We start from the raw sequence: 22,243 nt of genomic DNA, 5'->3' as shown, positions 1-22,243 counted from the left end.
AAAAAGGCGGCCTCGGTCGCCTTTTTTGTTGCAAGCTGATCGCACCTCGCAACAACGACGAGGTAAGCCCGCTCATTCTGCCTGCTTGTAACGTGCTGACTTGATCCCCGGCTAACGACTAGTGACTAATGACCAACGACTAATGCTAAACTGTCGCCAAACAGATAACCCCTATCCACAATGCTGACATACCCAGATCTCGACCCGGTCCTGCTCTCAATCGGATCACTTAAAATTCACTGGTACGGCATCATGTACCTGGTCGGATTCGTTGCCGCCTGGTGGCTGGCACGCTATCGCGCCCGCACTCAGCCTGCTTGCGGCTGGCGAGTTGCAGAGATAGAGGACCTGATATTCAACGCTGCGCTCGGCGTGATTCTCGGCGGCAGGCTTGGCTATATTCTGTTCTACTCGTTTGATGAAACACTCGCCGATCCACTACGCGTATTGCGCATCTGGGAAGGCGGCATGGCATTTCATGGCGGTCTGCTCGGCGTCATGTTTGCGATGTGGCTGTATGCGAAAAAAACCTCGCGGCGCTTTTTTGCAGTGACTGATTTTATCGCCCCGCTGGTGCCCATTGGACTGCTGACCGGTCGCATTGCCAATTTTATCAATGCCGAACTATGGGGTGGCCCGACAACACTTGCAGTCGGCATGAAAGTTCCCTGCGAAAGATCTTACGAGCTGTGCCAACGCGTTGGCGTATCGGATGCAGGCATGTCTGCGCCGGTACACGCTTCTCAACTTTACGAGGCAGGACTCGAGGGCGTCGTTCTGTTCCTGATCCTGTGGTTCTATTCAGCCAAACAGAGAGCTGTCATGGCTGTCTCGGCCCTGTTCCTGATCTTCTATGGCCTGTTCCGTTTTTCGGTCGAGTTTGTGCGCATGCCGGATGCACATATCGGTTACCTGTTCGGTAACTGGTTCACCATGGGTATGCTACTCTCTCTACCGATGATAATTGGCGGCGCCCTGTTACTGCTGATCACCTATAAAAATATGGAGACCCCCAGTGCAACAGTATCGTGACCTGATGCGCCTCGTGCGCGATGAAGGCACCCGCAAAGAAGACCGTACCGGTACTGGTACCCTGTCGCGTTTTGGACACCAGATGCGCTTCAACCTTGCCGACGGTTTTCCGATGGTCACCACCAAGAAACTGCACCTGCGCTCTATCATTCACGAGCTGCTGTGGTTTCTGCAGGGCGACACCAACACCCGTTACCTGAAAGAGAATGGCGTCTCCATCTGGGATGAGTGGGCGGATGAAAAAGGCGATCTTGGTCCTGTCTATGGCTACCAGTGGCGCTCATGGCCGACGCCTGACGGCAGGCATATTGACCAGATCTCACAGGTCATCGAGCAGATCAAAACCAACCCGGATTCTCGCCGCATTATTGTTTCAGCATGGAATGTCGGTGAACTGGACAAGATGGCACTGGCACCCTGCCACGCCTTTTTCCAGTTTTACGTTGCTGACGGCAAACTCTCCTGCCAGCTCTACCAGCGCAGTGCCGATATCTTCCTGGGAGTACCCTTCAACATTGCATCCTATGCGTTGCTGACCATGATGATGGCACAGGTGTGCGGGCTGGAGGCTGGTGATTTCGTTCACACATTCGGTGATGCGCATCTCTACCTGAATCATCTCGAACAGACTGACGAGCAACTCTCACGCACGCCTTACACACTACCGAGCATGCGCATCAATGCGGATATAACAGACCTGTTTGAATTCAGTTTTGATGACTTCGAAGTGGTCGACTACCAGTGCCACCCGCATATCAAGGCACCGGTAGCCATTTAGCCAGTAAAGCTATGCAGGTTTAACCGCCTCTATGGTTGCAGAGACAACGTAGTCGGTCACATTATGGCCCGGGGCCCAGTCCTTGATGAACTCTTTCGACTCGTCCTTTGGATGAATACGTACCTGTTCGAAACCCGCATCGTTCATCATCTCTTCCAGGTCCGCGACCAGGGAGGCGTTGCCCATGCAACCGGCAATCAACCCGGCATCGTTACGCATCTCGGGCGGCAGTTCGACAGTAGCAACAACATCGGAGATGGCCAGCCGGCCGCCAGCCTTCAGCACGCGGAAAGCATCACGAAAAACCTGTGGCTTGTCAGATGAGAGATTAACCACGCAGTTGGAAATAATCACATCGGCAGATGCATCAGCAATCGGTAGATACTCGATTTCACCGAGACGGAATTCCACATTGGTGTATTTTCCCTTTAGTGCATTATTTCGTGCCTTGGAAAGCATGTCAGGCGTCATGTCGACACCAATCACCCGGCCTTCCTCGCCTACTTCGTTGGCGGCGAGGAAACAGTCAAAGCCACCACCAGCTCCAAGGTCAATCACAACCTCTCCAGGCTGAAGTGCAGCAATCGCTTTAGGGTTGCCACAACCGAGACCCATGTCAGCTCCCTCTGGAACCAGGTCGCGTTCTGACTGACTGTAACCAAGACGAGTGGAAATCAGAGTATTAATCGAAATATCATCACTGACACCACAACAACTCGATTCGATGCCGCAACATCCACCGGCATCATCAGCTCGCGCTACCGATCCATAGACGCTTCGTACCGTCTGCTTGTGGGCATCATCACTATCGAAAGCCTTGCGCTCGTCCCCTGCGGTATCGGATGGCTGGCAACAACTGTTCTCTTTACTCATCAGGCTTATTCTCTGAAATCATTTTCTGACATTAAAATATTGAGGCACGCTGTTAATTTTTCAATGCCCACCAGCATAGCCGAAAGCACCCTTCCAGCCGTCACGCGGATGATACTCGATTTCAAGCCATCCGGGTAGGAAACGCCTGGTATGTTGTAACGGGAAGGCGGCCGAATCAGGTGGACCGTAGAGGTCGCTTACATGACATGCCTTTGTCATCCGCGGGGTAAAATAGAGTGCGAGTTTATCGACATCACCCAGAGAAGTATCAGCTTCCGATGGGCGCTCATCGCTGAATAGCACGCGTTTACGCAGCAGGCATGAGAACAGCAGCTCCATGTTGACATGCAGGCTCTCTTCCCTTTGCTGCAACTGCCTGATCGCCCTTTTACTCAGGGCCAGGTTAATCTGTTTTCCATCATATTCAAACTGCCTGTTCTCATGTCGCATATCATTTCTCCCTGGTCAGGATTCACTGAACAAACGCTCACTGAATCATTCTGTTACCTGGTATCAGACCGACAGTAGCAGGAATTTCTTTCAATTACTCCTGCCAGCACTCAGAATGGAGAGATGATCGATAGCCATTGTCATCTTGATTTTGAAGAGTTTGATCGCGACCGTGATGCTGTACTGGCGGGGTCCGCCAACGCCGGTGTAACAGACCTGGTCATTCCGGGAACAACAGCGGATAGCTGGCGGCGCACGTTACTCCTGTGCCATAAACACCCTTTTCTGCACGCAGCCCTCGGCCTGCACCCCTACTTTATGGAGCAGCACCAGGCACCAGATATTGGCAAGCTCAGGGAACTGCTTGTCGAACACGGGGAAGTTATCGCAGTTGGTGAAATCGGCCTCGATTTTGCCCTCTCCGATCCAGACAGAAATCACCAGATGAAGCTGCTACAACAGGAGCTCGAAATTGCTGCAGAAATGGATCTTCCCGTGATTCTGCACGTCAGGAAAGCGCATGACGAGATGATTCACCTGCTAAAGGAGACACATGTGCGCGGCGGTACGGTGCACGCTTTCAACGGCTCATTGCAACAGGCGGAACACTACCAGTCTCTCGGATTCTGCCTCGGCTTTGGCGGCATGCTGACCTACCCACACTCACGCAGGCTGCACACGCTCGCCAGCCAGATTTCCAGTGAAGCCATCGTGCTTGAAACAGACGCCCCCGACATGACCGGCTTCAATCATCATGGAGAACGCAACAGCCCTGCATACCTGCCGGAAGTACGGGATACTCTTGCCAAGCTGCGTGGCGAATCAGCGGAAGAAGTCGAGCGCTATACAACGGAAAACGCCCGGCGGGTTTTCAACCTGCCGGACGTCTCCTGAGCTCAATATTTAATTGAAAATTACGTCGCCGCCAGAGAGTTCTGCGTGGACTGTCGAATCCGGACCGAACCGTCCTGACAAGATCTCCTGCGCCAAGCGGTTCTCAAGCTGCTGCCTGATGGCACGCTTGAGTGGACGCGCTCCGTAGACAGGATCGAATCCCGCCTCACCAAGATGGTCAAGCACTGCATCTGATACATTCAGCGTGATGTCGCGAGCAGCAAGACGCTCCCTGAGATAGCTGATCTGGATATCCGTAATGGCACGAATCTGCTCGCGACCGAGTGGGTGAAAGACCACGATCTCGTCGAGACGGTTGATGAACTCGGGACGGAAATGACCACCCACGACTTCCATCACGCCGTTTTTCATCGACTCGTAGTTCTCTTCACCGGCCATCTGCTGAATCAGGTCAGAACCCAGGTTGGAGGTCATAACGATCACCGTATTGCGGAAATCGACCGTACGACCCTGACCATCCGTCAGGCGACCGTCATCAAGCACCTGCAACAGTACATTGAAGACATCCGGGTGGGCCTTCTCGACCTCGTCGAGCAGGATCACGGAATAGGGCCTGCGACGCACGGCCTCGGTCAGGTAACCGCCCTCCTCGTAACCGACATAGCCAGGAGGTGCGCCGATCAAACGTGCGACCGAATGCTTCTCCATGAACTCCGACATGTCGATGCGAACCATCGCCTCTTCAGTATCGAAAAGGAACTCTGCAAGCGATTTACACAGCTCGGTCTTACCGACACCGGTCGGACCAAGAAAAAGGAATGAGCCATTCGGCTGATTCGGATCGGAAAGCCCGGCACGCGAGCGGCGAATCGCATCGGAAACCGCACCGACCGCCTCACCCTGGCCGATCACACGCTTGCCCAACTGCTGCTCCATCTGCAGCAGCTTGTCACGCTCACCCTCAAGCATCTTGCTGACAGGAATTCCGGTCCAGCGCGACACCACCTCGGCAATCTCCTCCTCGGTAACATTGCTGCGCAACAGCTGTGTCTCCTGCTGCCCGGCTTCTGCTTCCGCCGCCTGCGAGAGTTGATTCTCGAGCTCGGGAATGCGTCCATACTGGAGCTCCGACATACGCTGCAGGTCGCCTGCGCGGTTAGCGGTTTCAAATTCGATTCGCGCCTGTTCAAGCGCCTCCTTGATATGTGCAGTACCCTGCACAGCGGCCTTTTCCGCCTTCCATATTTCATCGAGGTCGGAGAACTCGCTCTCCAACTCGGCAATCTGCTCTTCAAGAACCTTGAGACGCTTTTTCGATGCGCCATCCGATTCTTTTTTGAGTGCCTCGCGCTCTATCTTGAGCTGAATCAGGCGACGTTCGAGACGATCCATCAACTCGGGCTTGGAATCGATCTCCATGCGAATTCTTGACGCCGCCTCATCGATCAGATCGATCGCCTTGTCTGGCTGCTGACGGTCAGTGATGTAACGTGTCGACAGGGTTGCAGCCGCAACAATCGCCGGATCAGTAATCTCGACACGGTGATGCACTTCGTAGCGCTCCTTGAGTCCTCGCAGAATTGCGATGGTATCTTCGACACTCGGCTCATCGACCAGAACTTTCTGGAAACGACGCTCAAGTGCAGCGTCCTTCTCGACATACTTGCGGTACTCATCCAGCGTAGTGGCACCAATACAGTGCAGCTCACCGCGCGCCAGTGCAGGCTTGAGCATATTTCCGGCATCCATCGCACCTTCCGCCTTACCCGCACCAACCATAGTGTGAATCTCATCGATGAAAAGAATGATATTGCCCTCGGACTTGGCAACGTCATTGAGCAGCGCCTTAAGTCGCTCCTCAAAATCACCGCGGAACTTGGCACCTGCAAGCAGTGCGCCGAGATCAAGTGACAGCAAACGCTTGCCCTTGATACCCTCGGGCACCTCACCGTTGACGATACGCTGCGCCAATCCTTCAACAATCGCGGTTTTACCGACACCCGGTTCACCGATCAGCACAGGGTTGTTCTTGGTACGACGCTGCAGTACCTGGATTGAGCGTCGAATCTCCTCGTCACGCCCGATAACAGGATCAAGCTTGCCCTGTTCGGCACGCTCGGTCATATCAATCGTGTATTTCTCAAGCGCCTGTCTCTGGTCTTCGGCATTCGGGTCATTCACGGCATCACCACCGCGTACCGAATCGATAGACTTCTCAATACTGCCTTTGGCCGCACCTGCATCACGCAATGCCTTGCCAACCTCGCCCTTGTCCTCAATTGCAGCAAGCAGGAAAAGTTCGCTGGAGATGTACTGGTCATTGCGCTTCTGTGCCAGCTTGTCGGTCTGATTGAGCAAGCGACCGAGATCATTTGAAACCGTCACGTCTCCCGCATGCCCCTCGACACTCGGCAGACGCTCAAGCATCTCACCAAGACGGGAACGCAGCTGGTTAACGTTGACGTCAGCACTCGAAAGCAGGTGGCGTGTACTGCCACCTTCCTGATCCAGTAAAGCAACCAGAAGGTGAAAAGGCTCAATAAACTGGTGATCCCGCCCGACAGCCAGGCTCTGGGCATCGGCCAGCGCCAGTTGAAACTTGTTGGTCAATTTGTCCATTCGCATGGGTGCAACTCACTTAAAAAATAGTAATCTGTTGCCTTTTATATTGGGACATTCGCCGTGGAATCAACGCTTCAAGTGTAGATCTTCTCAAGTTGCTCATGAAGAGCATGCGCGCCATCTTCCGGATAGAGCACAGCGACCTCTTTTACCGTGGCGCGCGAAGGAACAAAAACCGAGGCAACGACAACTCCCTTCAGGCGTATACCTTCGATCATGAGTGCATGAACCGGGCATTGGGATATGGCTGACAGTCTCGCGGCACCGCCTTTCAGTTTCCGCGGAGGATCACCGGGAAGATGGATTTTCCCATGCGGGAATATTGCGATGACCTCCCCCGCTTTCAATGCATTGACAGCCTCGCGCATCGCCTTTTCGGGTCTGCCACTGCGATCGACCGGGATCGCACCAAGCGCATGGAACAGCCACCGCATACCAAAGCGTTCGTATTGCTCACGTGCAATCATGAAACGCAAGGGCCTTGGCGAGGCTGCAAGCAATAACAGGGAATCAAGTCCGGAGACATGGTTGGAAGCCACGATTGCGGGTCCACTCTCAGGCAAGTCGAAATTGTCTGCAGGAAGCCGATGGAGAAATCGACAGAAGAGACGGTTGAGGCCATCCAGTCGGTTGAGAAACGGCGCCCCCCAGTCTGCACCGTTATAAGCAGGCATCACAAAGTGAAACAGTACAACGATCGTTGATACAGCGAGCAACAGCCAGGCAAGTGTGCTCATGGGGCAATCCAGATCATGCTGGCCATGCGCCCGGTGATGCCGTCGCGCCGGTATGAAAAGAAGTCACCCTCTTCAGTGAAAGTACAATAGTTACCGCCAAACACATGCATAACTCCTGCATTTTCCAGCCGTTGACGTGCCAGCAGGTAGATATCCGCCATCCAGCGCCCCTGCCGGTTTCGTATAAATGCCTCTTGCGCACGACTCTCCCTGGCAATAAAGGCATCGCGTACCTCCTCACCAACCTCGAAAGCTTGCTGGCTGATGGCAGGGCCAAGCCATCCAACGAGGTTCCCGGCAGACGTTTCCAGTTTGGCGATTGCAGCTTCGAGCACACCGTCGCACAGACCACGCCAGCCCGCGTGCACTGCTGCGACCATAGTGCCACTGCGGTCACAGATCAGTACCGGCAGGCAGTCGGCCGTCATCACCACGCACACCTCACCGCTTTGAAATGAACAGGCTGCATCGGCATCACACCCGCCCTGAACGTGCTGCGTCTCAACCACATCGCAGCCATGCACCTGCCTGAGCCAGTGCGGTTCAGCTGGCACACCTGCGGCACGAACCAGTTCCGCACGGTTATGTGCAACATGTTGTGAATCATCCCCGACATAATCACCCAGGTTAAGGCTCGCCCATGGCTCACTGCTGATGCCGCCTTGACGCATAGTGGAAATAGCCTTGATGTTCGCTGGCGCCGGCCAATCGGGTTCAATCCAGTGCATTCCGTCACGCCTGACGATACGATCAGGCATTGGCGTCTTCGCGCAGTGTCTCGAGCAGATTCAGCATGTCATCAGGCATCTCGGCCTGCCATTCGACATATTCGCCAGTGTGTGGATGATCAAAACCCAGTTTGAAAGCGTGTAGTGCCTGGCGTTTGAAATGCCTCAACGCCTCCTTGAGAGGTTCAGTGGCACCTGCAGGAAGGCGCAAACGCCCACCGTAAACAGGATCTCCTACCACCGGGTGACGAATGTGTGCCATGTGGACGCGTATCTGGTGCGTTCTGCCCGAGTGCAATTTGACCTGCAGCAGTGTGTGCGCAGGAAATTTCTCCAAGACGCGGTAATCGGTCTGCGCCTCTTTGCCGGATGGCACGACAGCCATCTTGACGCGTTGGGTCGGATGACGCCCGACCGGCGCATCGATATGGCCGCCGGTAATCAGCACGCCGTTGACGATGGTTCGGTATTCGCGATGAATATCACGCGCCTGCAGCAGTTCAACCAGGCGTTTGTGCGCCTTCAGGCTGCGTGCCACCACCAGCAGACCGGAGGTCTCCTTGTCGAGCCGGTGAACAATGCCTGCCCTCGGCAGCTTCTCCAGTTCCGGCGCATGATACAGCAGGCCATTTTGCATGGTTCCGGCCGGATTCCCGGCAGCCGGGTGCACAACAAGCCCTGCAGGCTTATTGACCACGATCAGGTGCTCATCTTCATAGACAATATCGAGCGCGATCTCTTCAGCGCGGACATAGGTCACTTTCTCCTCTTCAGCATCGAGAAGAATCACATCACCGTTTTTGACCTTATCCTTGTTTCTGGCAGCCTCGCCATTCAGGCGAACACGCCCCGATTTCACCCAGGATTGTAGTCTGCTGCGTGAATAATCGGGAAAAAGAGCCACCAAAGCCTGGTCGAGACGGCTGCCCGAGAGCTGCAAATCGACCACTGCCTGCAGATAATCCGGTTCAGATTGATCAGATTCTGTCGCTTCCAACGTCAAATCCGTTATACTTTCGTCCATTCGGCGAATATTACAGGAATTAATCTCAGATGGGGCGGCACTTCCTCTACATCTTGCTCGCTGCAATCCTGCTGGCGGGTTGCGCATCAAACAAGAAAAATGATGATAAAACCAGGAACTGGTCTGCCGACCGGTTTTATACCGAAGCATCTGGTGCCCTGGCTGAAGGCGACTACGAAGACGCGATCAAGTATTACGAGTTACTTGAGGCAAGTTACCCGTACGGTCACCAGGCAGCACAAGCTCAACTCGACATTGCGTTTGCCTACTACAAGTATGATGAAGCGGACTCGGCTATTGATGCACTAGACCGTTTCATTCGTCTGCACCCGGAGCACCCCCAGGTCGCATATGCTTACTACATGAAGGGCGTGGTTAACCTCAACCGCAATCTTGGCCTGCTGGACCGTTTTATACCAACCGATTCATCACAGCGTGATCCGGAAACGTTCCAGGCAGCCTATGATGCTTTCCGTGAAGTTGTAGAACGCTACCCTGCAAGCCGTTATGCCAAAGATGCCAAGCAGCGTGCGATCTTCCTGCACAACTCAATTGCACGCCACGAAGTCCATGTTGCTCAATACTACCTGGATCGCGGAGCCTACCTTGCAGCCGCCAACCGTGGAATCTATGTCGTTCAGAATTATCAGCGCACGCCTTCTGTCAAGGATGCCCTGGAAATCATGGCGCAGGCCTACGACAAGATGGAACTACCGAAACTGGCTGAAGATACACGCCGTGTTTTGGCGCTTAACGAAGCCAACTTTGCCTCTGATGAGTACAAGGAAGGTGAAAAGAGTCTGCTGCGCAGCATCTGGGACTACTTCGGTCTCGACGAAAACTGATCAAACAACCTGCAGGAGCGCCGCCCTGGTGGCGTTCCTACAGGCTGCCGGTTAAGTCCCTGAAACCAAATCCTCGCAAGGGCTGCTCGATCCCCCGGCCCAGGGCCATCACCTTGAATACCTCTCCCATCTCGGTGGGTAACATCAGGCGCTTAACCGCCCCTGCCTGGCTATACGAGTCGGTCATATTGAGCCCTTGCCCTGACTCGGCGATCAACTCATCAATACCACAGCCAATCAGGAAATTGCCCTGGCTGGTGTAGCCGTGTACATCGAGGTCCACTGCAGAGGCCGCTTCGGCAACCGCGGTAAAATCAACATGTGAAGTAATATCCTGTAGCCCTGGCCACAAGAGTGCATCATCATGTGCTATGTGCCGGTAGTGGCACATCAGGGTGCCAGAATAACGGTCGGGATGATAGTAGTCACTCCGCGCGTAACCATAATCGACCAGTAGGACTGCGCCACGCCCGAGAAGATCGGAGAGGGCATGAATCCAGGGACGCAAGCGCAGGTTGATCTCCGATTCATAACCCTCGTCAAAATCGACGGAGAGCGCCGTAATTGCGTCTGTGAGTACTACCGAACAGCGTCCCCAACTGGTGACGGAGCGCCCTTCCCTGCAGCCGACCAACAGCTCTTCAAATCTGCCGGCAGTGTGACGAAAACGATGCACCGGCATTGCATCAAGCACCTCGTTGGCGATAATGACTGCCTCGACGTGGCTCTCCGGCAAGTGATCAAGCCAGTGAAACAGTGACTCGTGCTGCGGGATCGACTCACGAATTGTCTGCTGCTGCCTGTGCCTGAGTTCAGCACTCAGCTCAATGATCGTATAGCTTTGCGGAAGAGCATCATCCGCTTCCAGCTGTGTCACCAGGTCAACTGCCAACTTTCCCGAGCCGGCGCCGAATTCAATCACACAACCCTTGTCGAGTTGCTGCAACAGTTCGGCAACCTGGCGTGCAAGTGCTTGTCCATAGAGTGACGACACCTCTGGCGCTGTAACAAAATCACCCTGTGAACCAAACTTCTGCTGCCCACCGGCGTAATAACCGAGCCCCGGGTAATAGAGAGCCATCTCCATGTAACGATCAAAGCCGATTTTGCCACCGGCCACTTCAATTTCATCGCAAATGGCGGCTTGCAAATGTTGACTGAGAACTGATTCTTCGTCGCCGGGCTGTGGCAGTGACTTTATGTGCATAGCGCGTAATAATGAAATACGTTATTCAATAAAACGAGTGTAGCAAATTAGGCAGCAACTATTTCTGCCAATAGACTCAGCGAGGCAATTGCAGTGGAACAGACAAGAAAAACAGCCCTGATTACAGGTGGTGCCACCAGACTTGGCGCCGCCACCGCACGCCTGCTGCATGCTGCCGGTTATGACATAGTGATTCATTACCGCAATTCATCTGACAACGCAGCAAAACTGGCCGCTGCACTCAACTCACTGCGTGAGCGCTCAGCGACCATGCTTCAAGGTGATTTACTCGAGGAAGGAATCATTCCAAACCTGGTTGAGCAGGCAGCTGCCTTCAACCAGCGTCTCGATGCACTGATTAATAACGCTTCAAGTTTCTATGCAACAAAAATGGGGCACGTGGAAGCGGAACAGTGGGAAGATCTTGTCGGCACAAATATGAAAGCACCCTTTTTTCTTGCCCAGGCCGCCGCTCCCTGGCTGACAGAGTCAAATGGCTCAATTGTTAATATGGTCGATGTTCACGGCTGCCGTCCGAAAAAGGATTTCGCGGTTTACTCAATGGCTAAAGCAGCCAACGCGATGATGGTGAAGGTACTTGCGCGTGAACTGGGGCCCTATGTGCGCGTCAACGGTGTCGCACCCGGAATTATCCTGTGGCCCGAACACGGCCTCGCTGATGAAGAGAAGACCCGAATGCTGTCACGCACAGCACTGCAACGCCCCGGTAGCCCCGATGACATCGCCAGCACTATCCGCTTCCTGGTTACGGAAGCAGATTATATTACCGGACAGATTATTGCTGTTGATGGCGGTCGTATGACGCAACAGTAAGCTGGCTGCTGGCTGCTGGCTGCTGGCTGCTGGCTGCTGGCTGCAGAAAGCCTAAATCGCTTCCTTGCCGGTCTCACCGGTTCTGATACGCACGACCTGCTCAATCGGGCTGACAAAAATCTTGCCGTCACCGATTTTGCCTGTGCGCGACGCATTGGTAATCGCTTCGATACACTGATCGACCTGCTCTTCTGCCACCACCAGTTCAATTTTTACCTTGGGCAGAAAATCAACCACGTACTCAGCGCCACGGTAGAGTTCGGTATGTCCCTTTTGACGACCAAATCCCTTGACCTCAGTGGCAGTCATGCCGGTTATGCCAATATCTGACAGGGCTTCGCGTACATCGTCGAGTTTGAATGGCTTGATGATTGCATCTACTTTTTTCATTATCTGTCTCCGCTCCTTAAGCGAACCTCTTTCTAGAATCCGTTGGTTATCGGGTAACGGCGGTCACGGCCAAATGCACGTCGTGTAATCCTGACCCCCGGAGGAGCCTGACGCCGTTTGTATTCATTCCTGTCGACCATGCCGGTAATGCGACGAACCGTCTCTTCATCGTGACCGTCGGCAACGATCTGTTCTACGCCGTGATCAAGCACTACATAATGCCATAAAATCGAGTCGAGAACCTCGTAGTCAGGCAGGCTGTCTGTATCAACCTGGTCAGGCCTCAACTCAGCCGACGGCGGCCTTTCGATAACACGCCTCGGAATCACCTCTTCTTCCTGGTTACGATATTCTGCGAGTCGGTAGACCAGTGTTTTCGGCACATCCTTGATCGGCGCGAATCCGCCTGCCATGTCACCGTAGAGCGTGGCATAACCAACAGACATTTCGCTTTTATTACCAGTAGTCAGAAGCATTTTACCTGTCTTGTTACTCAGGGCCATAAGAATGATACCGCGGCAGCGTGCCTGGATATTTTCCTCAGTGGTATCTTCAGGCAGGCCTGCAAACTCACCTTCAAGCATACCGAGAAACGCCCTGAACGCCGGTTCAACCGGGATCACCCGGTAGAGTACGCCCATCTTGTCAGCCTGGATCGCCGCATCCTCGTTACTCATGTCCGCCGTATAGCGTGACGGCATCAGTACGACCTCAACACGCTCGTTACCCAGCGCATCAACTGCGATTGCCAGCGTCAGTGCAGAATCAATTCCGCCCGATAATCCCAGCACCGCACCTTGAAAACCGTTCTTGTTAACATAGTCGCGAACACCGAGCACCAGCGCCTGGTAAACCTCAACTTCCTCATCCGCATGGGGAGTCACTTCAGAGTGTTCCGGCTCCAGCACCCCATCTTCCTCATTGAAGATGATGAGCTCTTCCGACTCGACAAAAAATGGGGCACGTGCGCACACACTGCCTGCAGCATCGGTAACAAATGAACCACCGTCAAACACCAACTCATCCTGTCCACCGACAAGGTTGCAGTAAACAATGGGCACACCATTCTCTGACGAGCGCTTACCTACCAGCTCTTCACGCTCGACAGGTTTTCCGGTGTGGAAGGGAGATGCATTGAGATTGAGAACAAGTTTCGCACCTGCCGTAGCAACTGCAGCAGTTGGCTCTGAAAACCACGAATCCTCGCAGATGGTAATGCCGACAGGCACACCCTCAACATCGACAACCAGCGCCTTGTCGCCTTCACTAAAATAGCGTTTCTCATCAAATACGCTGTAGTTGGGCAGCAGCCATTTGCTGTACTCACCAAGCAGTTCGCCATCGCGAAACACGCCGGCCATGTTGTACATACCGGTTTCAGTCGAACGCGGATAGCCAATGACCACTGTGATACCGGAAACGGACAACATGATTTCAGACAGCGCATCCTCTACCCTTTCCGGGCACTCGGGACGCAACAGCAGATCTTCAGGAGGATAACTGGTCAGCGTCAGTTCCGGAAACACAATGAGGTCAGCCTGCTGCTCATCACGTGCACGCGATGCCAACCTGATAACCTGCCTGGCATTCCCCTCTATATCACCGACCAACAGGTTGACCTGTGCTAAGACAACTCGCAATGCCATGATTACCCCGTAACTTTTCTTTTACCCTGGTATTTCATACTGACGAGCCACACCAAAAACAAAAACTGGCATGACCAACAGCTCTTTAATGCTGATCATACCAGTCTTTGAATGCGAAATGCTGCGGGATTAGGCCAACAAGGATGCCATTTTCTCGCCAATTTCAGCAGGTGAAGGGACCGTTGTAACGCCAGCCGCCTCGAGAGCTGCGAACTTGCCTTCAGCTGTACCGGCACCGCCGCTGATGATCGCTCCGGCATGCCCCATACGTTTGCCTGCAGGCGCAGTGACACCGGCAATATAGGCAACAACAGGCTTGGTCACATTGGCCTCGATATAGGCCGCAGTCTCTTCCTCTGCAGAACCGCCAATTTCACCAACCATGACGATCCCTTCTGTCTGTGGATCCTGCTGGAACAGTTCCAGACAGTCGATAAAGTTCATGCCGTGGATAGGATCGCCACCAATACCGACACAGGTACTTTGCCCCAGTCCCGCATTGGTTGTCTGGTGCACTGCCTCGTAGGTCAGGGTGCCCGAACGTGAAACGATTCCGATCTTGCCCTGCTGGTGGATGTTACCCGGCATGATGCCGATCTTGCAGGCACCCGGGGTAATGATGCCCGGACAGTTTGGGCCGATCAGGTATGCATCCGTGGATGCCAGTGCCGCCTTGACCTTGAGCATATCCAGAACAGGAATACCTTCCGTGATACATGCGATCACCTTGATACCCGCATTTGCCGCTTCGAGAATTGCATCGGCAGCAAAGGGAGGCGGCACGTAGATCATGGTGGCGTCTGCCCCTGTCGCTTCGACCGCATCATGTACCGTGTTGAAAACCGGCAGGCCAAGATGCTCCTGACCACCCTTGCCCGGTGTTACGCCACCGACCATGTTGGTGCCGTAGGCAATTGCCTGCTCTGAATGAAATGTGCCCTGCTTTCCGGTGAAGCCCTGGCAGATCACTTTTGTCTCTTTGTTAATCAGAATACTCATTGATGCTCTCCAGGTGTTCAGGCCGAGGCCAGTTCAATCACTTTTTTAGCCGCCTCGGTCAGGCCGCCGGCTGTCGCAAGGTTAAGACCGCTCTTGTCGAGCATCTCGAGTCCCTGCGGTGCATTGGTTCCTTCGAGACGAACCACGACAGGAACATCGACACCCACCTCGTTGACCGCCTTGATAATGCCTTCGGCAATCAGGTCACAGCGTACGATACCGCCAAAAATATTGACCAGCACGGCTTGTACCTGGTCATCAGAGAGAATCAGTTTGAACGCTTCGGCAACACGTTCTGCGGTCGCGCCACCGCCAACATCCAGAAAGTTAGCCGGCTCACCGCCATGCAATTTGACCAGGTCCATGGTTGCCATTGCCAGACCAGCGCCATTCACCATGCAGCCTATGCTGCCATCAAGGCTGATGTAATTGAGTTCATGTTCTGCCGCCGCTGCCTCGCGCTCGTCTTCCTGGCTCAGGTCACGCATCGCAACCAGGTTCGGATGACGGTAGAGCGCATTGCTGTCCAGGTTAATCTTGGCATCGAGCGCAACCAGGTTACCTTCGCTGGTAGTCACCAGCGGGTTAATCTCGACCAGGCTGGCATCGTTGTCCAGAACCACGTTGTAGAGATTTGTCATAATCGCCTGCAGTTCTCTAATCTGTGTACCTTCAAGCTCAAGCGCAAAAGCAACACGACGGCACTGGTAAGGCTGTAAACCTGCAACAGGATTAACCTGGATAGTAATAATCTTCTCGGGAGTCTCGGCAGCAACCTCTTCAATATTCATGCCGCCGGCACTTGATGCCATGAAGGCAACACGGCGACTGCCACGGTCGATAAGAACAGAGAGATAGAGCTCACGTGCAATCGGGGTTGGCTCCTCGATCAACAGCTCATTTACCGGCAGGCCGTCAGCGCCTGTCTGGTGTGTGACAAGTGTCATGCCAAGCATGCGTTGCGCTTCGCTCTCAACTTGCTCGAGGCTATCGACGATGGCAACACCACCGGCCTTGCCGCGTCCGCCCGTATGCGCCTGTGCCTTGACAACCCAGCGCTCACCGCCAAGTGATTCGGCCTTTTGCCTCGCTTCCCCCGCACTGGCAATCACCTCTCCTTGTGGGACAGGTATACCGGCATCACGGAACAGCGCTTTTGATTGATACTCGTGAAGATTCATAGCTTATCCAGTTAGTGGTTAAATTCGGGTTATCATGCAAGTGCTAACGAGTGATGCGCTGAAACGCAATATTTGTTACCCGTAGTCACCTGTTGCACAGCATGGATAATGCGGTGCAGCATGAGTATAGTCATAAAACCGCTGCTGACTAGAAAAAAATACCAGAAAATGTTGAGATTGCAATTAACAACAGAAGTAAAAAATTTGTAGATCATTGATAAATAATAGTAAATAATATTTTATATTTTTTATAGGATAAATATACTATTTAGTAATTTCTCGCTTAAAATGTCGAGGAAAACTGAATAATTCCCTGCTCACATGGAGAGTAATCATGAAAATCCTGATTCTGGCCGCCATTTTCGGCCTTGCCGTTCTTTTCATTCGATCATGGCTGCGACTGCTGCAGTTCAAGACACCCGAGCAGCCGGGCAAGGAGAAGAAAGCGCAAATGGTCGCATGTGAAAAGTGCGGTCTGCACGTGCCACTCGAGATGTCATTCGAGGTCGATGGAAAATATTACTGTTGCCGTGAACATGCGGAAAAAAAATGATATCGTCATACAGATCGACATATGCCCGCTGTTGAATTAGCAGCCTGAACCACGTTCACCAGGTTCCAACCATATCCAAACCAATCGCCCGTGATCACTGCATGCAACGGCTGTCTCTGGTTTTTGTCCAGAAGGTCACGCTTGAATCACAGCAAGGCCTCGATCCACTTATCCATTGACATGCAACTGTAGCAAATCCCCAAAGGACAAAATCACTCACCATTAATATACAACAGGCAGCCAATTGGCTGCCTGTTGTATATTCTTTTATAACCAGCCATTACTAGTGACGACAGCTAAACGGAAGATAGTTATGCTTGACTGTCGTGCCGCTAGCGCCGCATATCCACCCTTTCACCTTAGCGCCTTCGTAGACAGGAGAAATCGCCAGAACAGCAACACTTTCTCCCTCTTTTGCCACATCCAGGCTGGAGACAATCGTTATCAAAATCGTGCCATCATCGGTCTCAATTTTCTGGACATATTGAGTAACCACCGAGATATCCGAACCCTTTTCACACCCGGCATTATTATCAGTCGGCGGTGAGCCGTTAGATTGGATCGCTTCAGTTACCGAGGTTTTGCAGGATGATGCAGAGAGGATCGCCTCTGCAACCTTTGAACGCCGCGTGTAATCCTGGTAGACAGGAAGAGCAAGAACCACAAGAATACCGATAATAGCAACCACGATCATCAACTCGATCAGGGTAAACCCGGCCATCCTCCTTGCCCGTTTTGTGCGATATCTCATTTCTGCATACCTTACACGAAGTCTATATTGTCATTTTTCTTATGGATAGAGTATATCCACTCTAACTTAAACCATTACTATAGGCAAAGAGTTAGCCCCCCTACTTATACATGATGGAAGAAGGTACGCAACGCAGGTGACAGCTCACTTTCCGGTCGGAAAAAAAAGGCAGCCAACCGGCTGCCTTTTCCATTATCAACTAGCAACTAGCAACTAGCAACTAGCAACTAGCAACTAGCAACTAGCAACTAGCAACTAGCAACTAGCAACTAGCAACTAGCAACTAGCAACTAGCAACTAAGATTATGGGCGACAGGATGATGGCAGAAAGGCAGCATCGACATCGGTACCATGAGCTGGGACACCACAATCCCAACCTGGGATATTACTCCTGACTATCCCTTGAGCTTTGAGTGTCAGGTCAGCTGTTTCACAATCACCATCTTCAGCAACACAAAGATTTGCATTAAAAGTTATTATGATCAGTCCATCATCACCGGAGTCCACTTCGTCTACATAATTAGAGACTGGCGAAGCCGCGCTACCCTTCTCACAACCAACGGTACCTGCCGCCGGAAACGTATTATCTCCCTGAACCTTTTCAGTGATAGATGTTTTACATGTGGAAGCTGCAAGAATTCCCTCTGATACCTTGGCGCGTTTTGTGTAGTCCTGGTAAGCGGGCAGTGCCAACGCGGCAAGAATACCGATAATGGCCACAACAATCATCAGCTCGATCAGTGTAAAACCTTGCGCTTTCCTGATCTGATTTTTTCCGTCTTTCATCTGAATAAACCTCTTGTGTAAGTAATTCAATAATTTTTTCAGTTTCAGCATGATGACTCATGGGCATCACAGCCGCTTTCATTGTTGATTATGGACATCCAACGCCTTTGGAGTCAACAAAAGCTCTCTCTTGGAGCACCTCCAATCAAAAGCTCTGTTAAATCAACGGCCCCATAAACATTAGTCTAGCACAATATATAATGCTCGATGCAACAGCAAAGCTTCTGTTTTATTATCTCATTTGACATTCCTAACAGTGGAAATATGTAGGTTAATGCATTAACCTGAACACTTGGTATGTAAAGAGATTCTGGCATCTCAACAATCTCTGATACCACCGTTTTTTAGTACAGGAAAAACCATGGCACTGACTGGACTGGTAAAACATCTGCATAAACGCGGACTCATAAGCAAAGAGGGCGCAGAAAAACTTATCGTAGAGTCACACCAAACTGACAGCTCCCAGGTCTCCCTGCTACTCAATTCCGAGGAGTTCACACCGCGAAGACTCAGCCTTCTGATCTCAGATGCCTACAGCCTGCCATTTCTCGATCTGAACTCCATCATTAAAGAAGATATGCCTCTCAACCTGCTGCCCGAGGAGTTCATCCGTTCACGGCACGTCATGCCTTTGCATCAGCACGGCAGAACCCTGTTTATTGGTATTACAGACCCTACCGCACTCGAGGCGATAGAACAGATCTCCTTCAAGACCGCCCTCTCAACCAGGCCGGTGGTGATTGACGACGATGCAATGAAGGCGCTTCTCGATTCCGATCTGTTCAAAGGTGATGAAGCAGCTTTCGACGCGCTCGACGCAGCCCACCTCGACAACATCGAATTCGACACGGGTGACACAGAGAGCGATGAAGAAGAGCAGGTCTCTTACAGCGACGATGCGCCAATCGTACGCTTCATCAACAAAATCCTCGTTGATGCAATCAACAGCGAAACATCGGATATTCACTTCGAGCCGTACGAGAAGTTTTACCGCATTCGATACCGCCAGGATGGTGTTTTACGTGAAGTCGGCAGGCCGCCAATTACAACAGGCGCACGACTTTCATCTCGTCTGAAAATCATGGCAAGACTCAACATCACGGAAAAGCGCATCCCGCAGGATGGTCGCATCCGTTTGCACTTGTCAAAACACAGGTCAATCGATTTTCGTGTCAATACGTTGCCGACCCTGTACGGCGAGAAGGTCGTACTGCGTATCCTCGATCCAAGTACCGCCAAGCTCGATATAGACACGCTCGGCATGACAGACGAGCAAAACAAGCTATATAGAGAAGCCATCGGGCGTCCGTACGGCATGATCCTGGTCACAGGCCCAACCGGTAGTGGTAAAACCGTGACTCTCTACTCGGCACTTAACCGAATCAATAAGCCGGGAACCAACATCGCTGCCGCAGAGGATCCGGTGGAAATCCCTCTCGCCGGAATCAACCAGGTCAATGTCAATCCCAAGGTTGGCTTGACTTTTGCCAGCGCTCTACGCGCATTCCTCCGCCAGGATCCGGATATCATCATGGTGGGTGAGATTCGTGATATCGAAACTGCGGAAATTGCCGTCAAGGCAGCGCAAACAGGACACCTGGTTTTCTCAACCCTGCATACCAATGACGCGCCGCAGACCCTGACACGTCTAGCCAACATGGGGCTGCCACCTTATAACATTGCCGCCTCGGTCCTGCTGATCATGGCACAGCGTCTCGTTCGTGTCCTCTGCCCTCACTGCAAGGAACCAGAAAGTCTGCCGGATGAAGTTCTTCTCGAGGAGGGTTTCTCACTCGAGGATATCAAAAAGGGCATCAATCTTTTTAAAGCGGTCGGCTGTGACAAGTGTACCGAAGGCTATAGTGGTCGTACCGGCATCTTCCAGATACTGCCAGTCAACGAGGCGATGCAGAAGATGATTCTGGAAGGCGGCACAACCCTTGAACTGGATGACCTGGCTGAAACACAGGGTGTATGGAACCTGCGTCGTTCCGGTCTCGAGAAGATCAAACAAGGATACACCAGCCTCGAAGAAATCAACCGCGTCACCCTGGATTAATAACGAGCATGGCAAAACAACTGAAAGACTCCCAATCCCCCGCAAAGGCGGTTGAAATAAAAACCTTTAAGTGGGACGGCAGGGATAGTCGGGGTAAAAAAGTTTCGGGCGAAATACAGGCAAAGGACCTTAAGCAGGCCAATGCACAGCTGCGCAAACAGAACGTTACCCCTAATAAACTCAGTATCAAGAAAGATACCCTTCTGACCAAGCTCTCTGAAAAACCCATCAAGAGCAGGGACATCACTTTTTTCACGCGCCAGTTATCAACCATGATTGATGCCGGTGTACCACTGGTGCAAGGACTGGGCATCATCGCGGGCAGCCATGACAATCCCTCGTTCAAACGCATGGTCGACAGCTTGCGCACAGAGATCGAGAGCGGCTCAACACTCTCCGATAGTATGACGCACTTCCCGAAATATTTCGATACGCTCTATATCAACCTGATCAAGGTCGGTGAGGATGCGGGTATTCTCGAAGAGGTACTGCGGAAACTGGCAGACTACCGTGAAAAAACCGAGAGCCTGAAAGCCAAGGTCAAGAAGGCGATGATCTACCCTGCAGCAGTCGTCACTGTCGCTGTTGCCGTAACCACGATTATCCTGATCTATGTCATCCCGCAGTTCGAGAAAATTTTCTCATCGGCAGGAACCAATCTTCCACTCCTCACCAGGATCGTCATCAATGCTTCCCATATCATGGCCGAATGGGGGTGGCTGATGCTTATCGGAATCGCCGCGATGTTTATCCTTTTCTTCAGATCATGGAAACGCTCACCAAGGTTTCAGCGAACCGTCGGCAGCTTACTGTTGAAAATGCCAGTGCTTGGCGAAATCATGCTGAATTCCTCGCTCGCACGTTTTTCCCGTACGCTGGCAACCACACTGGCCGCAGGTGTGCCTATCGTCAAATCTCTTGTTTCGGTTTCCGGAGCGACAGGTAACGCTGTTTTTTCGGATGCTGTCCTGCGCATGCGTGACAGTGTATCCACTGGTCAATCTCTCAACTTTGCCATGACCCAGGAGCCTCTCTTCCCGAACCTGATGCGACAGATGATTGCCATCGGTGAAGAGACAGGTGCTCTCGAGTCACTGCTTGGGAAAATAGCTGACTATTACGACGAGGCAGTTGATAACGCGGTTGACTCTCTCAACAGCCTGCTCGAACCATTAATCATTGTCGCTCTCGGTGTTATCGTCGGCACCCTGGTTATTGCCATGTACATGCCGATCTTCCAGTTCGGTAATGTTGTCGGATAACAGGACTGAATTGAACTGATGCAGGATTTGCAGCTTGCTCCACTACCACTCATCCTGGTATTTGCCTGTATCACAGGACTGCTCGTCGGCAGTTTTCTGAATGTTCTGATCCTGCGCCTGCCCGCAAGAATGAAATACAGCTGGAGACAGGAATGCGAGGAGTTTCTTGGTAAAGAGGCATCGACAGGGGATGAACCACCAGGGATAATCCTGCCCGGTTCACACTGCCCGGTTTGTAAAAACCCGATCAAACCCTGGCACAACATACCTGTTATCAGCTACCTCCTGTTACGTGGCAAATGTCACACTTGCAAAACATCGATCAGCCCGCGTTATCCAATTATCGAGCTACTGTCTGGCCTGCTGACTCTTTACGCAGTCATCCACTTTGGAGTGACTGCGCAGGCACTTGCCGCGATTGTTCTTGTCTGGGCATTAATCGCCCTGACTTTTATTGACATCGACGAGCAGTTACTGCCGGACAGCATCACTCTGCCTTTAGTCTGGCTCGGCCTGTTGATTAACAGCCAGTCCCTGTTTGCGTCACCGGTCGATGCCATCTATGGAACCGTGTTCGCCTACCTGGTGCTCTGGAGTATCTACCACCTGTTTCGCCTGATTACCGGAAAGG

General features: G+C 52.5%; 22 protein-coding genes. 9 read left to right on the top strand and 13 right to left on the bottom strand.

Annotated features, from left to right (window positions below; all coding sequences use genetic code 11):
- The first annotated feature begins 180 nt into the window (after positions 1–180).
- Both lgt and BOW51_RS00565 read left to right on the top strand, forming a co-directional pair.
- Positions 181–1,032, top strand: a complete 852-nt coding sequence (lgt, locus tag BOW51_RS00570; protein ID WP_078475930.1) for a prolipoprotein diacylglyceryl transferase — start codon at positions 181–183, stop codon at positions 1,030–1,032.
- On the top strand, positions 1,016–1,810 hold the full coding sequence (locus BOW51_RS00565) for a thymidylate synthase (protein ID WP_078475929.1): 795 nt from the start codon (positions 1,016–1,018) through the stop codon (positions 1,808–1,810). The genes lgt and BOW51_RS00565 overlap by 17 nt, the downstream gene beginning before the upstream one ends.
- A 9-nt stretch (positions 1,811–1,819) precedes the next feature.
- Here BOW51_RS00565 and BOW51_RS00560 read toward each other — a convergent pair whose 3' ends face one another.
- A complete protein-coding gene (locus BOW51_RS00560) occupies positions 1,820–2,683 on the bottom strand; it encodes an arsenite methyltransferase (protein WP_078475928.1) in 864 nt (287 codons plus the stop codon).
- Positions 2,684–2,743: 60 nt separating this feature from the next.
- A complete protein-coding gene (locus BOW51_RS00555) occupies positions 2,744–3,133 on the bottom strand; it encodes a hypothetical protein (protein WP_078475927.1) in 390 nt (129 codons plus the stop codon).
- Between the two features lie 123 nt (positions 3,134–3,256).
- On the opposite strand from BOW51_RS00555, the gene BOW51_RS00550 reads away from it, so the two are divergent.
- Complete coding sequence (locus tag BOW51_RS00550; protein WP_078475926.1) at positions 3,257–4,027, top strand: TatD family hydrolase; 771 nt, start codon at positions 3,257–3,259, stop codon at positions 4,025–4,027.
- A gap of 9 nt (positions 4,028–4,036) precedes the next feature.
- On the opposite strand, the gene clpB is transcribed toward BOW51_RS00550, so the two are convergent.
- From clpB to rluD, 4 genes are all read right to left on the bottom strand, one after another.
- Positions 4,037–6,613, bottom strand: a complete 2,577-nt coding sequence (gene clpB / locus BOW51_RS00545; protein ID WP_078475925.1) for an ATP-dependent chaperone ClpB — start codon at positions 6,611–6,613, stop codon at positions 4,037–4,039.
- 71 nt (positions 6,614–6,684) lie between these two features.
- The gene (locus BOW51_RS00540; RefSeq protein WP_135567980.1) at positions 6,685–7,347 is read right to left on the bottom strand and encodes a lysophospholipid acyltransferase family protein; all 663 of its coding nucleotides are present in this window, start codon (positions 7,345–7,347) and stop codon (positions 6,685–6,687) included.
- Complete coding sequence (gene pgeF, locus BOW51_RS00535) at positions 7,344–8,075, bottom strand: peptidoglycan editing factor PgeF (protein WP_078475947.1); 732 nt, start codon at positions 8,073–8,075, stop codon at positions 7,344–7,346. The genes BOW51_RS00540 and pgeF overlap by 4 nt, the downstream gene beginning before the upstream one ends.
- Positions 8,076–8,097: 22 nt before the next feature.
- Positions 8,098–9,072 carry a 23S rRNA pseudouridine(1911/1915/1917) synthase RluD gene (rluD, locus tag BOW51_RS00530; protein WP_245828280.1) on the bottom strand — a complete coding sequence of 325 codons (975 nt, stop codon included), beginning with the start codon at positions 9,070–9,072 and terminating at the stop codon, positions 8,098–8,100.
- Positions 9,073–9,128: 56 nt separating this feature from the next.
- Here rluD and BOW51_RS00525 point away from each other — a divergent pair, with 56 nt between their 5' ends.
- Entirely contained in the window at positions 9,129–9,944 is an 816-nt protein-coding gene (locus tag BOW51_RS00525; RefSeq protein WP_078475923.1) for an outer membrane protein assembly factor BamD, read from the top strand.
- Positions 9,945–9,981: 37 nt separating this feature from the next.
- Here the strand turns inward: BOW51_RS00525 and BOW51_RS00520 are convergent, their stop codons facing one another.
- Positions 9,982–11,064 (bottom strand): class I SAM-dependent methyltransferase, encoded by a 1,083-nt coding sequence (locus tag BOW51_RS00520; protein ID WP_245828279.1) that lies wholly within the window; start codon positions 11,062–11,064, stop codon positions 9,982–9,984.
- A gap of 180 nt (positions 11,065–11,244) precedes the next feature.
- On the opposite strand from BOW51_RS00520, the gene BOW51_RS00515 reads away from it, so the two are divergent.
- Complete coding sequence (locus tag BOW51_RS00515; RefSeq protein WP_245828272.1) at positions 11,245–11,985, top strand: pteridine reductase; 741 nt, start codon at positions 11,245–11,247, stop codon at positions 11,983–11,985.
- Between the two features lie 51 nt (positions 11,986–12,036).
- Here BOW51_RS00515 and BOW51_RS00510 read toward each other — a convergent pair whose 3' ends face one another.
- From BOW51_RS00510 to sucC, 4 genes are all read right to left on the bottom strand, one after another.
- A complete protein-coding gene (locus BOW51_RS00510) occupies positions 12,037–12,375 on the bottom strand; it encodes a P-II family nitrogen regulator (RefSeq protein ID WP_043115965.1) in 339 nt (112 codons plus the stop codon).
- 32 nt (positions 12,376–12,407) lie between these two features.
- On the bottom strand, positions 12,408–14,021 hold the full coding sequence (locus BOW51_RS00505) for an NAD+ synthase (RefSeq protein ID WP_078475920.1): 1,614 nt from the start codon (positions 14,019–14,021) through the stop codon (positions 12,408–12,410).
- A gap of 129 nt (positions 14,022–14,150) precedes the next feature.
- Positions 14,151–15,020: a succinate--CoA ligase subunit alpha gene (gene sucD, locus BOW51_RS00500; protein ID WP_078475919.1), complete on the bottom strand. Its 870-nt coding sequence runs from the start codon at positions 15,018–15,020 to the stop codon at positions 14,151–14,153.
- Positions 15,021–15,037: 17 nt separating this feature from the next.
- Positions 15,038–16,201: an ADP-forming succinate--CoA ligase subunit beta gene (gene sucC, locus BOW51_RS00495; RefSeq protein ID WP_078475918.1), complete on the bottom strand. Its 1,164-nt coding sequence runs from the start codon at positions 16,199–16,201 to the stop codon at positions 15,038–15,040.
- A gap of 334 nt (positions 16,202–16,535) precedes the next feature.
- Between sucC and BOW51_RS00490 the strand changes: the two genes are divergently transcribed.
- Positions 16,536–16,754, top strand: a complete 219-nt coding sequence (locus BOW51_RS00490) for a PP0621 family protein (protein ID WP_078475917.1) — start codon at positions 16,536–16,538, stop codon at positions 16,752–16,754.
- A 283-nt stretch (positions 16,755–17,037) separates the two neighbouring features.
- On the opposite strand, the gene BOW51_RS00485 is transcribed toward BOW51_RS00490, so the two are convergent.
- The gene (locus BOW51_RS00485; protein ID WP_078475916.1) at positions 17,038–17,475 is read right to left on the bottom strand and encodes a pilin; all 438 of its coding nucleotides are present in this window, start codon (positions 17,473–17,475) and stop codon (positions 17,038–17,040) included.
- Between the two features lie 333 nt (positions 17,476–17,808).
- Positions 17,809–18,342 carry a pilin gene (locus BOW51_RS11765; protein ID WP_370738143.1) on the bottom strand — a complete coding sequence of 178 codons (534 nt, stop codon included), beginning with the start codon at positions 18,340–18,342 and terminating at the stop codon, positions 17,809–17,811.
- A 310-nt stretch (positions 18,343–18,652) separates the two neighbouring features.
- Here BOW51_RS11765 and pilB point away from each other — a divergent pair, with 310 nt between their 5' ends.
- The 3 genes from pilB to BOW51_RS00465 all read left to right on the top strand — a co-directional run.
- A complete protein-coding gene (pilB, locus tag BOW51_RS00475; RefSeq protein ID WP_078475915.1) occupies positions 18,653–20,350 on the top strand; it encodes a type IV-A pilus assembly ATPase PilB in 1,698 nt (565 codons plus the stop codon).
- An 8-nt stretch (positions 20,351–20,358) separates the two neighbouring features.
- Positions 20,359–21,612: a type II secretion system F family protein gene (locus BOW51_RS00470; protein ID WP_078475914.1), complete on the top strand. Its 1,254-nt coding sequence runs from the start codon at positions 20,359–20,361 to the stop codon at positions 21,610–21,612.
- Between the two features lie 18 nt (positions 21,613–21,630).
- Positions 21,631–22,243 (top strand): prepilin peptidase (locus tag BOW51_RS00465; RefSeq protein WP_078475913.1); only part of this gene is annotated, 613 nt, incomplete at its 3' end.

The organism is Solemya elarraichensis gill symbiont, from assembly GCF_002021095.1.
Lineage (GTDB): Bacteria > Pseudomonadota > Gammaproteobacteria > Chromatiales > Chromatiaceae.
Note: the sequence above shows the minus strand (reverse complement) of the source record. Positions and strands in the feature narration are given on the sequence as shown.

Coding starts and splice junctions, on each gene's coding strand:
- lgt (WP_078475930.1), top strand. CDS start 181: ATGCTGACATACCCAGATCTCGACCCGGTCCTGCTCTCAATCGGATCA.
- BOW51_RS00560 (WP_078475928.1), bottom strand. CDS start 2,683: ATGAGTAAAGAGAACAGTTGTTGCCAGCCATCCGATACCGCAGGGGAC.
- BOW51_RS00555 (WP_078475927.1), bottom strand. CDS start 3,133: ATGCGACATGAGAACAGGCAGTTTGAATATGATGGAAAACAGATTAAC.
- BOW51_RS00550 (WP_078475926.1), top strand. CDS start 3,257: ATGATCGATAGCCATTGTCATCTTGATTTTGAAGAGTTTGATCGCGAC.
- clpB (WP_078475925.1), bottom strand. CDS start 6,613: ATGCGAATGGACAAATTGACCAACAAGTTTCAACTGGCGCTGGCCGAT.
- BOW51_RS00540 (WP_135567980.1), bottom strand. CDS start 7,347: ATGAGCACACTTGCCTGGCTGTTGCTCGCTGTATCAACGATCGTTGTA.
- pgeF (WP_078475947.1), bottom strand. CDS start 8,075: ATGCACTGGATTGAACCCGATTGGCCGGCGCCAGCGAACATCAAGGCT.
- BOW51_RS00525 (WP_078475923.1), top strand. CDS start 9,129: ATGGGGCGGCACTTCCTCTACATCTTGCTCGCTGCAATCCTGCTGGCG.
- BOW51_RS00510 (WP_043115965.1), bottom strand. CDS start 12,375: ATGAAAAAAGTAGATGCAATCATCAAGCCATTCAAACTCGACGATGTA.
- BOW51_RS00505 (WP_078475920.1), bottom strand. CDS start 14,021: ATGGCATTGCGAGTTGTCTTAGCACAGGTCAACCTGTTGGTCGGTGAT.
- sucD (WP_078475919.1), bottom strand. CDS start 15,020: ATGAGTATTCTGATTAACAAAGAGACAAAAGTGATCTGCCAGGGCTTC.
- sucC (WP_078475918.1), bottom strand. CDS start 16,201: ATGAATCTTCACGAGTATCAATCAAAAGCGCTGTTCCGTGATGCCGGT.
- BOW51_RS00490 (WP_078475917.1), top strand. CDS start 16,536: ATGAAAATCCTGATTCTGGCCGCCATTTTCGGCCTTGCCGTTCTTTTC.
- BOW51_RS00485 (WP_078475916.1), bottom strand. CDS start 17,475: ATGGCCGGGTTTACCCTGATCGAGTTGATGATCGTGGTTGCTATTATC.
- BOW51_RS11765 (WP_370738143.1), bottom strand. CDS start 18,342: ATGCTGAAACTGAAAAAATTATTGAATTACTTACACAAGAGGTTTATT.
- pilB (WP_078475915.1), top strand. CDS start 18,653: ATGGCACTGACTGGACTGGTAAAACATCTGCATAAACGCGGACTCATA.
- BOW51_RS00470 (WP_078475914.1), top strand. CDS start 20,359: ATGGCAAAACAACTGAAAGACTCCCAATCCCCCGCAAAGGCGGTTGAA.